The sequence below is a fragment of the Listeria farberi genome, assembly GCF_014229295.1.
Lineage (GTDB): Bacteria > Bacillota > Bacilli > Lactobacillales > Listeriaceae > Listeria > Listeria farberi.
The window spans coordinates 82,571-97,230 of record NZ_JAARZL010000003.1; the positions used below are offsets into that span (position 1 = coordinate 82,571).

Sequence of the window (14,660 nt, forward strand, 5' to 3'; positions counted from 1 at the left end):
TTGATTGTCTATTTGACAAGAAAAACAGCCGAATAAACGACTGTCTCTACAATAATTCCACATCTATAATATCTCTAAATTCAATTACATATTCATACCCAACAATGTCTTTAAAAACAACTTCTTCTGTTAACATATCTATTTCAAGCGGCACCAAATCTTGCGTTTCAACCTCTCCAAATCCAAGGAAGGCAGCAGGATATTCAAATCGAGTTAGACGTAAAGAAGAAGTATCTACTTCTTGAAAATATTTTAAACGAACGAGCCATTCTCGCTTCGTGGCATCTTTTAATGTAATGAAAAAGCTCTCGCGTTCTAAAAAATCCACTTCTGGCCGACTCGTCAAAAAAGCAGCATTCTTCTCTGGTTGCACTTGCTCTTTCCGGATTGCCGTAACCATAACTATCACCTCTTAAATTCATTATACGAACAAACGTTCTCAAAATCAAGTATTTAGCTAAAAAAGTTTTTTTATAAGAGCCCGAAACGGTTTAGCGCTTACATAATCTTTTTCCGACAAAAACGCTTGCAAATTAATAAATAGTTGCTATACTTATGTAAGTAAATAATATTAACAAAGGAGTTTTATTATTATGACTAATACATTTTTAGATTCTATTAAAGTTCGTCGTTCCATTTATGCACTAGACAAAAACGTTTCCGTAGAGGATTCCAAAATTGAAGAAATTATTAAAGACGCAGTTAAATACAGCCCATCTTCTTTCAACTCTCAAAGTTCTCGCGCTGTTATTCTTTTAGGAGAAAACCATGAGAAACTTTGGAATATTGTAGAAGATACATTACGTGCTATCGTACCTGCTGAAAACTTTGCAGCTACTGAAGAAAAAGTTGGTTCTTTCCGTGCTGGATACGGAACAGTTCTTTTCTTTGAAGATACAGCTGTTATTGAAGGTCTACAAGAAAACTTTGCGTTATATGCAGATAATTTCCCTGTATGGTCTGAACAATCTTCAGGTATTGCACAACATTCAGTATGGGTTGCTCTTGCAAACGCTGGAATTGGCGCATCTCTACAACATTACAACCCACTAATTGACGATGCCGTTAAAGCTGAATGGAATATTCCTGCAAGCTGGAACTTACGCGCGCAAATGCCGTTTGGTAACATCGTTCAAGAAGCTGGCGAAAAAGAATTCATCGATGACGCTGATCGTTTCCGCGTTTTCAAATAATAAATGTTTCACGTGAAACAAAAAATTCCGCGACCATTAACTGGTATCGCGGAATTTTTATTTTGCCAAACTTTTAAATCTGCTTCTAAGTTCATCACAACTGACAATACCAGCAATCCCGCCTTTAATTTCTCCATCAACAAGAACAAGCGAATTTGGTATTCCTTTTACATCAAATTTCTGAGCTAATGCGCGTTGTTTATCTACATTAATTTTCACAACTTGGACATTACCTTCTTCCATCTCAGCGAATTGCTCAAGTGTTGGCCAAAAGCAGCGACACGGTGCGCACCACTCTGCCCAAAAGTTAAGTAATATTTTAGGATGGCTACTAATAATCTCTTCCAAGTCATCTTCTTTTGCAAAAATAATCGCCATACATATCCACCTCACATTCAGAATATTCCAAAGTTGTATCTTGGTCAAGTAAAGGGTTTTAGAATAGCAATATATCTTGCTTTTTGTTCATTTTTTGACACTTTTGTTTCACGTGAAACATTTTATTTGCTATGTAAGATTTCTAAAATGCGTAAATCTAGCAAACCTGTACTCTTCACTGTCATATCCGCATCACGAAGTCCAGAACCAACACCCACGCTTACAATTCCAGCTGCGTTAATTGCTTCAATTCCAGCTTGGGCATCTTCAATCCCAACTACTTCTGATGTTTCCAAGGCTAAACCGCGACATGCTTCTACAAAAATTTCTGGATCAGGTTTTGATTTAGTGATTTTAGCAGCATCAACAATATAATCAAATTCTTGTTCCATTTCAAGCGCACTCAATACTGTACGAGCATTTTTTGAAACAGAAGCAATCGCGCATTTAAGATTTTGCTTTTTAAGAGCTACTATAAGTTCTTTAATTCCTGGCAAAACATCCGCTGGCGTAATTTCTTTTAGCAAGCTCACATAGAAGTCGTTTTTATCTGCCGCAAGAGCCTCAATCTGCTCTTCTGTAAAATCATTTTCTCGCCCATCTTTCTTTAAAATAAGAAGTAGGGAGTCAATTCTGCTTACTCCTTTTAAATTCTCATTAAATGCTTCATCAAATTCGATTCCAATACTCTCAGCTGTTTTTTTCCAAGCTAAGTAATGATAATGCGCTGTATCTGTGATGACTCCATCCAAATCAAATACTACTCCTTTTAATGCTATTGTCATTCTACTCGTCCTTTCCAAACTGCCGCAACATTTCGTGCGGTTCTTCTTAAATTATTTGGTGTTTCTTTAAGGATACTTTCTAAAGATGCTGGTTTGGCAATGGATGGAAATACTGCGCTGATTCCGACTTCATATACTGCTTCAAGACCCTCACCAACACTTCCACAAATTGCAAAAACTGGTGTTTCTTTCGGCACTACTTTCGCAACGCCAACAGGAGCTTTCCCTTGTGCGGTTTGCCCGTCCATTTTCCCTTCGCCAACAATGACCAAATCAGCATCTTCGCAAACGGTTTTGATTTGAAGAGCTTCAATGACAAAATCAATTCCCGATAAAAGGTTAGCTTTTGCAAACGTCATAAGTCCAGCACCAATACCGCCCCCAGCACCAGCGCGCGGCATTGTAATCATCGCTTGGTTTGCTAATTGATAAAAATGGCGCATTGCTTTATCTGCTGTGGCTAAATCTGCTGCTGCCAGCCCTTTTTGCGGACCAAACACATACGATGCCCCCGACTCTCCACAAAGCGGATTTTCGACATCCGTCACAATATTTACTGTGATGTTTTCTAGTTCAGCTGGAACCTTTTCAGAACGAATGGTTGCTATATCAGCTAAATTTGCGCCAATCGGGTTGACGATATTATTTTCCGCATCTAAAAATTCATAACCAAGTGCACTGGCCATACCAATCCCGCCATCGTTTGAAGCGCTTCCACCAATTCCAATGATAATTTCGGTCGCACCTTGTTTTATCGCATGCAAAATTAGCTCTCCCACTCCTTTAGTACTTACTTGAAGTGGGTCGCGCTTATTCGTTGGAACCAAGTGTAAACCACAAACCTCTGCCATTTCTATTAAAGCTTTTTTGTTTCCATCCGTAAAAGCAACTTGCGCTGAAACCGGGTCACCAAAAGGGCCAGATACATCGATTTTCATTTTTTTCGCGCCTAAAGCATTACTCAAAATCTCTAGTGTGCCTTCCCCGCCATCACTGACAGGGAGTAAATGGTAATCAGCGTCTGGGTAAATTTCTTGAAAGCCCTCTTTAATATACTCTGCCACCTCATGTGCCGTCAAACTTTCTTTAAATGAATCTGGTGCAATAACAATTTTCATAAAGACACATCCTTCTGATCCAGCTCAATGATTAATGTATCCGTTAAATGCTGTTTTTTTCCGTAGATAACTAATTCTAGCACGCTTTTTGTATTTTTTGAAAGTTGTAAAGTGTTTGGTGCGATTTTCACTGAGATTTTTTCGCCTTTCCAGAAGAATTTAAATGCAACAGATTGCCACGCGTCTGGTAAGTTTGGTGCCATTTCAAGTAATTCCTCACTAGTATCCATACCAGCAAAGCCGAAAACTACCGCCAGCCAAATTGCGCCGAGTGATGCAGCATGAAGCCCATCATCTGATGAATGTGGCTCACTTCCAAGGTCAATTAAGCAAGCTTCTTGGAAAAATTGATAAGCTTGCGCACGATTTCCAGTTCGATTTTCTACAATTGCATGGATTGCTTTACTTAAAGAAGAATCATGAATTGTTCGTTTTTCATAGTAATCTAGGTTTTTCTTCACAGCATCTGGCGCAAACATCTTCGGAAACAGGTAAAATAACATCACTAAATCCGCTTGTTTTAAGATCTGTAATTCGTTCACTTCTTGACGAGAATAATCTAGTAAAATTCCTTGTGTTCCTTGTGCAGCCTTATATTTATCTAAGTTTATCCAGTCTTTCTCTAAGAAAGTATCATCTTGCGGGATTAAGCCGGACTTACTAGCGACAGGTAAATAGATTTTTTCAAGAAAATCTTCTGCACGAGCCACAAAATCTGTTTTGTCTTTATTCCATTCCAGCGCTTTTTTCACATTATAGTGGGCCATATAATTCGTATAAGTATTATTATCGATATGCTCCGTGTACTCATCTGGTCCAATCACATCAAGGATTTCCAAGCGTCCATTACGATTAGTTACGCGACTGAGCCAAAATTCTGCTGTTTCAAGGAGTAATTCCGCACCACATTCTGCCATAAACTGCGCATCGCCCGTTGCAGCCTCATATTCACAAACTGCATAAGCAATGTCTGCCACTAAATGATGCTCCGAAATCGCCGAAGCTACCTTTTGGCGTGTTCCAGTCCGAATATTAATTGCTGCAAATTCCGGTGTCTCTTCTTCGCCAGAGAATGCACTTTCCCATGGGTAAAGTGCACCGTTATAGCCGTTTTTCAACGCTTTTTCTTTTGCCTCTTTCAAATGAAGATAACGATATTGCAGTAGTTGTTTGGCAATTCCCGGCTGGTTATAAAGAAAAAATGGCATAATGAAAATTTCTGTATCCCAAAAAACATGCCCTTTGTAACCTTCCCCAGTTAATCCTTTAGCACCAACACTACAGCGAAAATCATCTTTTGGCGTCATAATTTCTAAATGATAGCACGCAAAATCTAGCGCAAACTGGTCAAAATCATTCCTGCTCTCAACTCGAACTCCTGCATCTTTCCAAAAATCCGCCCATAGTTCCTCCGAAGCAGATTTCAGTTCTGCGTAGGTCGCCTTTGGAAGTTCCGCATCCGCTTGATCAAGCGACGTTTGAACCAAACTTATTTTCTCCAAAGTAAATAGTTGATTTTCCGCAATTTCTTGCTCTACTTCCGTCATCAATTGCCGATTTTTCGCAGTGAAAATCCCTTTTTCGTTTACTTTTGTGGCTATTGTAATTCGTTGTTTACTCTCAATAGTCTCATATTCACCAACCATTAGTGCTTCATCAAAAATCCGCAAACTCGACTCCGCTAGCTGCTGTGTTCCAAAATTGGTTTGCTGCGCATCAATCCCCGTCTTTACTTTGACTAGCGCGGCCCCGCTCAAAGGCATTATCTCCACTTTAGCCGCAATAACGTGCTTTACTGCTTTGGAAACAAATCTGTAAAAATTTAGTTGGTATTTTTGGCCCGCGCTACTTTCCCAAGTGATTTTTCGCACTAATTCTCCTGTACTCATATCTAAATAACGTTCGTACACATGCACTTTCCCTGCTTGCATCGAAAAAGTTTCTCCATCGAGCATCACTTGGAAACGCGTCACATCTGGCAAATTCACAAGTTCCGAACTCATCGAACCGCTCGGACGATTGTAAATCCCCGCCACGTACATACCTCGCACTTGCTCAGGATACTCTTCTTCAAGAGCACCGCGAACGCCCAAAAAGCCATTGCCAACAGTCATCTGGCTACCATATTTATTTAGATAATTTAATGCAAATTCCTTCTCGATTATTTTCCTCATAAAGAAACACTCTCACCTTTTTCTGCCGATTCGTATAAACTTTCAACAATTTTTTGTATTATATAACCTTGTTCCGCTCCAGCAAGCTCTATTTTTCCAACACCAAGAACACTATCCACAAAAGCTTTCATACTGTTTTCATGTTTATTCTCGTCCAATTGTTCTAACTTCTCTAACAACTGAAATTCACCTGCATTATCTGTATAAATTTCAGCCGGATATAAACTGCCTCCTGCTAAATCTCCAAAAAAAGCAACATTTAGCATATTTTCCGGTTTAATATGGAGTGCAAAAGAAGTATCAATCTCAATCAATCCGCCATTTTCCAGTTCAATAAAGCCGAATAAAGAATCCTCCACTGTATATTTTTCCGGATCCCACGAACCAAATGTCCCCGCACTTTTCTTGGTTCCGATTTTTTGAAAACTTTTTGCCGTTACTTTCTTCACTTTTGGGAAACCAAGGACAAACATCGCTGCGTCAAGCATGTGAATTCCCATATCAATCAGCGGACCCCCGCCTTGCATTTCTTTATTCGTAAAAGTTCCCCAACCTGGCACGCCAGAACGACGAAGCGCAGTTGCTTTCACACAATAAATTTCCCCTAAAAGCGCTGAATTTCTCTTCAAAAACTGCGCTTCACTGGAAAAACGATGATGAAAATCATATGCCAAAATCGCATCCTTCTCTTTCGCCAGATCCCACATTGCTTTCGCTTCCGCTGCACTCATTGCAGGTGGCTTTTCACACATAACAGCTGCACCATGCGACAGTGACAACATCACATTGTCAAAATGGAAGCGATTGGGTGTACAAATACTAACAATATCGATTTTCTCAACCGCAAACATCTCTTCTGCGGTAGCATAATGTTTCTCGAAGCCATTGTTCACACGGAATGCTTCGCCCCGTTCCATACTTGGATCACAAACAGCTACAAGCTCCAGCTCATTTCTTGTCTTATAATACGCAGCGTGGACTTTCTCGGCGACTTGTCCAGCTCCTATGATTGCAACTCTTTTCTTCATATCCGAAACTCCTTTTAGAAAAATCCGTCCGCTTTAATTGGGACGGATTTTCTATTTTAAATTAAACAGCTTTTTAAGTGTTCTAAAGCATCTTTATAAGCTTGTTCTGGATTTTCACTGCGAACACGACATTCAAAAGTTAAAAATCCGTTGTAACCATTCTTTTTCAGTTGATCAAAACTTGTTTTAAAATCAAGGCTACCGCTTCCTGGTTGATAGCGATGATTATCAGCAACATGAATATGACCAATCGAATCTTTATACCTCTCAAGTGCAGCAGGAATGCTATCTTCTTCAATATTCATATGATAGAAGTCAGCGATAATTTCTACATTTTCAAGATTATTTTCATCAATATATTTCTGCGCATCACTTAGCAAATTAATCATATGGTCTTGGTATCTGTTAAGTGGCTCAAGATAAACTTTCGTGTCAGTTTCTCCAGCAATTTTATCCAAATAAATTAATGATTCACTTACTGCTTTGAAATCACCAGCTTGACTTCGCGGTGAAACCATTGGCGGAAGACGATAAGTGAACATCCCCCACGCCGCTGGAACGACAATCCCTTGCCCACCAACTTCTGCTAAAGCTTCTAAAATCGCCTTAATTTCTTCTAAACCGTTCAATCTGCGCTCTTCAATGAAGTCACCAATCCAGCCGTCATAGCCACCACATGCAGTACTAACAGGTAGCCCCGTTTTTTCGATAGCTTTCTTCACTTCGTCCAAATTTTCAACAAGTAATTTACCATCAATTTCAAAACCTTCAAAGCCCATTTCTTTTACATAAGCAAATTTTTCTTCTATATTTTCCGGGAAAAATGCTTGGTTTTGTGTGCCTAATTTCATTATTATCGCTCCTTAAAGGGTAATTCCCATTTTAATACTCAAATCAGGTTGTTGGTCGACATATTTCATGTAACTCTCCGCCGAATCAGCGAATGGAACAACTGGATCAATAATATCCGAGCAATCTAAGTAGCCATTCATCAGTAGTTCCCAACAAGTTTCCTCGATACGTTTGCGGTCCCAGCGCGGATAATCCGGGTTTGGCTCACTAGCCGCACGTGAAAAGACGATTTTTGCATTGTTAAAATGTGCTTCTCGTCCAAGATTAAATCCTTCTGGGAAAGGTTTCGCGAATGCTACATAAGAAATCGTTCCACCATAAGCAATACCGCGAAGTGCTGCTTGAAGTGCCGCTGCGTTTCCGCTTGTTTCAATGATAGAATCAGCGCCAAGCTTACCAGTAAGGCGTTTCACTTCTAAGCCAACATCTGTCGTAATCGGATCAAACGTAGCATCTGCTCCATGTTTTTCAGCGATTTCACGACGATGACTAAGAGGATCGACCCCGATAACAACACTTGCGCCCGCTTTTTTCGCTAGTTGAATTGCAATTTGACCAATCGCGCCAAGTCCAACAACGACAACGTAATCCCCAGCACGAACATGTGCATCTCTCACGCCACTCATCGCAAATTGAGCCGGATCATAGCACACTGCATTTTTCCAATTAGCTCCTTTTGGCAATTTACGTAATTTATAATTATCGACAGCTTTCACAATAACGGTTTCCATAATCGGTCCATACGAACAAACCGTGTCCCCAAGCGCATATTCCGTCACTTTGCTCCCACATTCAACTACTTCACCAACGACCATGTTGCCTAGCTGAAACTCGCCAAACACAATGCCTCGCGCACTATTTGTTTCACGTGAAACAAATAAGTTCCATTCAGGCGAAAATTCTTCATCAATAAAAGGACTAATTCCTCTAAAATCAACCACTTCTGTACCATGTTTTGGCGAAGCGAACTCCACTTTAATTTTTACTTCATCTTCTAAAACTTCACGATCATGATATTCTACTAATTCCGCCACACGAGGGGCAGTCGCTACTAATTTTTTCATGTTAAATTACTTCCTTTCTTATCCTTTAACTCCACCATCAGTTAAGTTTCCTTTGATAAATCGTTCTGAAATTGCGTACATAATAACAACTGGTAGCGCCGTTACAAGCGATGCCGCCATCATTCTACCCCAAATATAATCTGGTGTACTAAATAGTGTGTTTAAGCCAATTGGTAACGTGAATTTCTCTGAGCTAGATAGGAAAATCGAAGCAAACAGATAATCATTCCAAGCTACCATGAAGCAATATACAAATACAGAAACAATACCTGAAATCGCAAGCGGAACGATAATCCGTAAAATAATCTGGAAGCGATTCAACCCATCCATCATTGCTGCTTCTTCAATATCAGAAGGGATTGTGTCAAAATAACTTTTTAGCATGAATACCGCGGTAGGTAGTGTTTGTACAACCATCGTGATAATTAAAGCTGTTTCTGTATCATACAATCCCAAACTCGAAATTATTTTGAACAATGGAACGATTAACAAGATTCCAGAGAACATGTAAACCGTATAAAAACTTGCATTAATCGTCATCCGCCCTTTAAAGCGTAATTTCGACAACGCATAAGCGCCTAAAATTCCCAAAACGACCGCAATTCCCGCCGCAAAAACCGAAACCACCAAGCTATTTTTAAAATACGTTAAAAACGGAAAAATATCTGGATTAAAAATATCAATATAATGCTGGAATGTAAAATCTTTCGGGAAAAATGTTGGATGCGTAGAAATGGCTTCTTTGCTGCTCTTAAATGAAGTCATTAACATAATCGCAAAAGGGAACAACGTGATACATAAAAATGCAACCATCGTCACATAAAACGCGATTTTCTTCGTTCTTTTTGACTTTTTACTACTTACCGCCATTCAAATCCACCCGCTTTCTTGCAAAAATAATCACAACAAAAATAATGACAAATAATATGACAGAAATCGCTGCTGCTTTTCCTAAATCATTGAATGCAAATGCTGTTTTATATAAATAAACTCCAAGGATATTTACTTTATTCGTGAGTAAGTATACATCGGTGAACATATAGAACATCCAAATCGCACGAAGCGTAATAACTGTTGCAAGTACCGGCATAATCGCTGGCAAAGTAACGATTTTGAATTTATCCCAAATGTTCGCTCCGTCCATATCAGCCGCCTCATAAAGCGACTTATCAACCGTTTGCAAAATCGCCAAAAACGAAATAAATGCATACGGGAAATAACGCCATATCGCAAAAAAGGTTACTAAAAAGAAACTAGAAACTGGATTATCAAACCATAACGGCGCTTCTTTGAACATATGAAGCACATCTACAGTCATAAAGTTTATCACACCATAACCATTATTAAACATATACTTCCATGCAAAAATAAGAGAAATAGATGGTGTTACATAAGACAAGATAATAAGCGACCTAGCCGTTCTTCTAAAGCGGAATTCGCGGTTAAAAAATATCGCCACAAGTAGTCCCATCCCGGTGCTTCCAACTACTACAAGTGCCGTATAAGCCACTGTAAGACCTAGTGATTTATAAAACTCTGGATCTTTTAAAATATCTATATAGTTTTGTAAACCAACAAAGACCGATTTAATGTTGGGGTTAAGCGGCATATCTAAAAAACTAATCTGGATATTTGAAATCATCGGATATAAAACAAGTGCTGCCAGTAAAACAAAACTTGGCGCAAGTAAAATCATAGCTAACTTAAAGTCGGATCTTTTATATACTTTTGTTTTCATAATGCCTCCTTAAATCAAAAAGCGACGTGCTAAACTGTTAAAAAAGACGGGGAGACTCAACTCTCCCCGCTATTTGATTATTTACCTTCTTCAGCTTTCTTCTGCGCTGCTTTTAAGTCCGCCGAAACATCACCGCCACCAACAGTTACGTTATTAACCATTTGTGCGATAATTCCTGAGCTAGTAATATCTCCCATTTTTGTAAGATTTTTACCGTCAACAAGCCCGAAAACTTGGATGTCATTGAATGATGCTGCAATTTCATTTGGAAGTTCACCAAATGATTTGATTACTTCATTTTCTTTATATGCTTTTTGTTCTACTACTTCTTTATTTACTGGTTGCGCACCACCTGGGGACATTAATACCCACGTTGCCATATTTTCTGGCTGCGATAAATATTCAACAAATTTCTTCGTTGCTTTCTTTTGCTCATCATCAAGCCCTGCTGAAATAGTTAAACCAGAAACTGTACCATAAACCGCTTTTTCTTTTTCTTCCGGAATTGCGAATCCAATGTTAGACGGATCGCCTTCTTCATAAACAGAAGGAAGAATATACGTAGAATACATTGCCATTGGAACAGTTCCATTCATAAATGCATCTTTAATTTCAGTTACATCATTTGAACCAGGCATTGTATATGCTGAAAGATCTTTATAATATTGAAGCGCTTGTTTCATTTCTGGTGTATCAATCGTTACATTACCTTTTGCATCTAAAACATTCGCTTTGTTAGAAAGTGCGAATTGAGAAAATGCTTGCTCACTCATTGTGCTTTCTGCTGTTGGAATAGCAATCCCATATTTTTTATCTGCTTTATTTGTGAATTTTTTCGCTACTTTTTCAATATCCGCCCAGTTTTTTGGTTCTTCAAAACCAGCATCGGCTAAAGCTTTTTTGTTATACCAAATACCTTGAACCCAACCGCTTAGTGGTGCAGCGATATAGCTTTTACCATCTTCAGAACGTACTAAGTTTGTTGCTCCTTCGTAGTAGTTATCCGCTCCAATAGAGTCAATAACTTCTTTCACTGCATCTTGATCAATTAACTCATCTTTATCCATTACTTTGGCAAAATCTTGGCTGACTTCCATGATTGCTGGCAATTTACCAGAACGAGCAAGTGTAACTACTTTTGTATTAAAAGCATCTTCTTCAACTGGAATTTGTTTAATCTTGATTGTTGGATTTTTTTTCTCAAAATCAGCAATTAATTTTTTAATAACATCTAAACGCTCTTTTTCAACGGATGAATGCATAAATTCCACTGTTACTTCCTTACTACTAGACCCTTTTCCCCCACATGCAGCTAGAACCGCACTTAGAACCAACACAACAACAAGTAATACAAGACTCTTTTTCTTCATTTTTGTTCCTCCCTGTAATTTTTGGTTTTTAGCCAGCAGAATTCATAGCCACTAAGCTTTATGGAATCGCTCCCAGTTACCGTGGAGCCCGTATAAAGATTTGTATAAACACCGCTGTCTAGTGAATACTTCACTTCTTTTTCTGATAAATTATGAATCAATATAATCGATTCCGCGCCAGATGATCGCTTAATAACAAACAATTCCGCCGTGGATTCTAAAACTTCCATCGGTATTTCTGGATGGAAAAGTGATTCCGCTTTTCGGGTGCTAATTAATTTTGTTAACGCATCATAAGTTTCTTTTCGTAAGGAGCCAGCTTTTTCTAACTCAACTGCAATTTCCTCCAAATCATATTTCTTTCTATTAATGGAGCGATTGTGGCCAGTTATTTCTACGCCTGAATAATCATTGCGGCTTCCTAAAATACTTTGAATGTAAACTGCTGGGACGCCTGGGATAGACATTAATACCGCATGAGCCACAAGGAATCTCGCCAGTCTTAAATCATCTGTGTCCGCCTGTTTACTTAATGCATCCATGTAAGTCACATTAATCTCATAAGGACTCTTAGAACCATCTGGATTTTGCTTATATGAAACGAGCGCGCCTTCTTCCTCCAAATCATTCACTAACGCCAAAATTTCTGCTTCTGGGATAATGCCACGTACTGGATTTAATCCAATTCCATCATGTGAGGCAAGGAAATTAAAGAATGTCCGCTTGCCTTCTGGTAACTCTAAATTCTTCGCCCAATTACTTAAAAACTCCGCATTGCCATGGTGTATCGCATGGAGCACAAGTGGCGGAAGTGGGAATTGATAAACCATATGCGCTTCTTTTTCACCATTTCCAAAATAACTGATATTATCAGCATGTGGCACATTAGTTTCCGTTATAATAATTGTCCCCGGTGCTGCAATGTCTACTAGGTCTCTAAATAATTTCACGATTTCATGCGTCTCTTCCAAGTGAATCGAGCTTGTTCCCGGCACCTTCCACATAAATCCAACCGCATCAAGTCGCACATATTCTGCTCCTTCTTCTAGATAGAACATTAAAACATCAATCATCTTATAAAGCACTTCCGGACAAGCAAAGTTCAAATCAATCTGATCCTCACTAAACGTCGTCCAAATATAACCCTCTTTACCAGAAGTAAATTGAAATGGCGTAAGCACTGGTGTCGCGCGTGGTCTTGTAACCGAACTAAGGTCAGCATCCGGATCCATCTCCACAAAGAAGTTCTGAAACTCTTCGTCACCCGCCAAATACCGCTTAAACCAATCACTTTTTGCAGACATATGATTACAAACAAAATCAAACATCAAGCGCGCCGATTGTTCCATTTCCTTAATATCTGTCCAATCACCAAGCTCCGGATTTACTGCCTTATAATCAATAACCGAAAACCCATCGTCCGATGAATAAGGATAGAAAGGTAGGAAATGCACTACTTCAAAAGTCGATTTTAAATAACGATCATACATTTTCTTAAATGTTGGTAACGTTTTTTTGGATTCCTCTTTAAACTGATCTCCATATGTAATTAAAACAATATCCTTCTCGTCCCATTTATCTTTTCGTACTAACTTTCTTTGTTTCGTTTGGTTTACCCGTTCTTCAATTCTCGTTGCTAAATTCTCAACCACATCTTCAGAATATAACCGCGAAAGTCGTTTTCTTAAATTCGTCATCATTTACCTCCTAACCGGGAGCGCTCCCACAAAAAGAATTATAGTATGGAAAGCGCTTTCTGTCAAACAGAATTTTAAATGAGTTTTCTAATGTGTTGATAGTATTGGGTTTTTATCTCTCCATTACATCTAGTTGGACATTTCGCGTAAAATTGAGTAATATAAACATGGATGATATTGACCGGAACCGATACCGGAAACAATAGAGAAAGGAAGATTACCTTGGCAGCTACCATTTATGACATAGCAAAACGCGCGGGAGTTTCAAAATCAACGGTATCTAGAGTACTTAACAATCAAGCTAATATTTCCAAAGAATCTAGGCAAAAAGTATTAGAAGCGATTGATGAACTCAACTACCAACCAAGCAAACTAGCTCGCGCACTTACTTCTTCTGGCTTTGATGCTATCATGGTTATCTCAAATCGCTCAACAACAACTACAGCAGGGAACCCATTTTTTTCCGAAATAATTCAATCCATATCCACTCAAGCTGAGTTGGAAAATTTTGACCTCATTCTTCAGACTGCCAAAAACAGTGAAGACGAACTCAAAAAATGTCTCTCGAAAATCCAAGAAAAAATGATTAAAGGCATAATTATGTTAAGTTCCCCAGCTGATGAAGATTTTTTTCATCAATTAGATCCTTATAATATACCTATTGTTGTTACTGGAAAAGTAGAAGGCCATTACAAAAATATTTATTCTGTTGATACAGATAATTTTGGTGATAGTTATGCTCTAACTAAACATTTAATCACACAAGGTCATAAAAAAATTGCTTGTATTCACGCACCACTTGATTATCATGTTTCGATTGATCGGCTCGCTGGATTTCGAAGTTGTCTATTTGATCACAAATTAGATCTTCGTAACGACTGGATTATTGATAGCGGCTATAACATTGAAGACAGCTACAAAGCCGCACTACGCCTAATGGAAGGTTCGGATAAACCAACCGCCGTTTTCGCAACTGATGATTTAAAAGTCCTTAGTATCTATAAAATGGCCGCGGACAAAAATTTGCAAATTCCTGCAGATTTTTCCGTTATCGGCTATAATGATAAAGTAGCATCGTCTTTCCTATCACCACCGCTTACTTCTATTGACATTCCTATTAACAAATTAGGAAAAAAAGCGACTAACTTATTATTCCGCTTAATCCACCAAGATAAAAATGTCCCAAAAACAACCATTATCCAAACCGAAATGATTGAACGTGAATCCATTCAGAAAATAAACTCCTAAGCTTATTTTCTGAAT

General features: G+C 38.7%; 14 protein-coding genes. 2 read left to right on the plus strand and 12 right to left on the minus strand.

Features of this window, described 5'->3' with window-relative positions; all coding sequences use genetic code 11:
* Positions 1-46: 46 nt before the first annotated feature.
* Positions 47-400: a hypothetical protein gene (locus tag HCB38_RS09760; protein WP_185319643.1), complete on the minus strand. Its 354-nt coding sequence runs from the start codon at positions 398-400 to the stop codon at positions 47-49.
* A gap of 193 nt (positions 401-593) precedes the next feature.
* Here HCB38_RS09760 and HCB38_RS09765 point away from each other — a divergent pair, with 193 nt between their 5' ends.
* Positions 594-1,193: a nitroreductase family protein gene (locus HCB38_RS09765; RefSeq protein ID WP_185607949.1), complete on the plus strand. Its 600-nt coding sequence runs from the start codon at positions 594-596 to the stop codon at positions 1,191-1,193.
* Positions 1,194-1,250: 57 nt separating this feature from the next.
* On the opposite strand, the gene HCB38_RS09770 is transcribed toward HCB38_RS09765, so the two are convergent.
* From HCB38_RS09770 to HCB38_RS09820, 11 genes are all read right to left on the minus strand, one after another.
* Complete coding sequence (locus HCB38_RS09770) at positions 1,251-1,571, minus strand: thioredoxin family protein (protein ID WP_003727589.1); 321 nt, start codon at positions 1,569-1,571, stop codon at positions 1,251-1,253.
* A gap of 122 nt (positions 1,572-1,693) precedes the next feature.
* A complete protein-coding gene (gene pgmB / locus HCB38_RS09775) occupies positions 1,694-2,356 on the minus strand; it encodes a beta-phosphoglucomutase (RefSeq protein WP_185319641.1) in 663 nt (220 codons plus the stop codon).
* Positions 2,353-3,474, minus strand: a complete 1,122-nt coding sequence (locus tag HCB38_RS09780; protein WP_185619200.1) for a glycerate kinase — start codon at positions 3,472-3,474, stop codon at positions 2,353-2,355. Before HCB38_RS09780 ends, pgmB begins: the two co-directional genes overlap by 4 nt.
* Positions 3,471-5,648, minus strand: a complete 2,178-nt coding sequence (locus HCB38_RS09785) for a glycoside hydrolase family 65 protein (protein WP_185619202.1) — start codon at positions 5,646-5,648, stop codon at positions 3,471-3,473. The genes HCB38_RS09780 and HCB38_RS09785 overlap by 4 nt, the downstream gene beginning before the upstream one ends.
* On the minus strand, positions 5,645-6,676 hold the full coding sequence (locus HCB38_RS09790; RefSeq protein WP_185319638.1) for a Gfo/Idh/MocA family protein: 1,032 nt from the start codon (positions 6,674-6,676) through the stop codon (positions 5,645-5,647). The genes HCB38_RS09785 and HCB38_RS09790 overlap by 4 nt, the downstream gene beginning before the upstream one ends.
* Before the next feature lie 56 nt (positions 6,677-6,732).
* Entirely contained in the window at positions 6,733-7,527 is a 795-nt protein-coding gene (locus tag HCB38_RS09795; protein ID WP_185319637.1) for a sugar phosphate isomerase/epimerase family protein, read from the minus strand.
* Between the two features lie 12 nt (positions 7,528-7,539).
* Positions 7,540-8,592 carry a zinc-dependent alcohol dehydrogenase gene (locus HCB38_RS09800; protein WP_185319636.1) on the minus strand — a complete coding sequence of 351 codons (1,053 nt, stop codon included), beginning with the start codon at positions 8,590-8,592 and terminating at the stop codon, positions 7,540-7,542.
* 18 nt (positions 8,593-8,610) lie between these two features.
* Positions 8,611-9,462, minus strand: a complete 852-nt coding sequence (locus tag HCB38_RS09805; protein WP_185309442.1) for a carbohydrate ABC transporter permease — start codon at positions 9,460-9,462, stop codon at positions 8,611-8,613.
* Positions 9,449-10,330 carry a carbohydrate ABC transporter permease gene (locus tag HCB38_RS09810; protein ID WP_185319635.1) on the minus strand — a complete coding sequence of 294 codons (882 nt, stop codon included), beginning with the start codon at positions 10,328-10,330 and terminating at the stop codon, positions 9,449-9,451. Before HCB38_RS09810 ends, HCB38_RS09805 begins: the two co-directional genes overlap by 14 nt.
* 77 nt (positions 10,331-10,407) lie before the next feature.
* Complete coding sequence (locus tag HCB38_RS09815) at positions 10,408-11,700, minus strand: ABC transporter substrate-binding protein (protein WP_185319634.1); 1,293 nt, start codon at positions 11,698-11,700, stop codon at positions 10,408-10,410.
* On the minus strand, positions 11,697-13,397 hold the full coding sequence (locus HCB38_RS09820) for a sugar phosphorylase (RefSeq protein ID WP_185607950.1): 1,701 nt from the start codon (positions 13,395-13,397) through the stop codon (positions 11,697-11,699). The genes HCB38_RS09815 and HCB38_RS09820 overlap by 4 nt, the downstream gene beginning before the upstream one ends.
* 222 nt (positions 13,398-13,619) lie before the next feature.
* On the opposite strand from HCB38_RS09820, the gene HCB38_RS09825 reads away from it, so the two are divergent.
* Positions 13,620-14,645, plus strand: a complete 1,026-nt coding sequence (locus tag HCB38_RS09825) for a LacI family DNA-binding transcriptional regulator (RefSeq protein ID WP_185638395.1) — start codon at positions 13,620-13,622, stop codon at positions 14,643-14,645.
* Positions 14,646-14,660 lie beyond the last annotated feature (15 nt).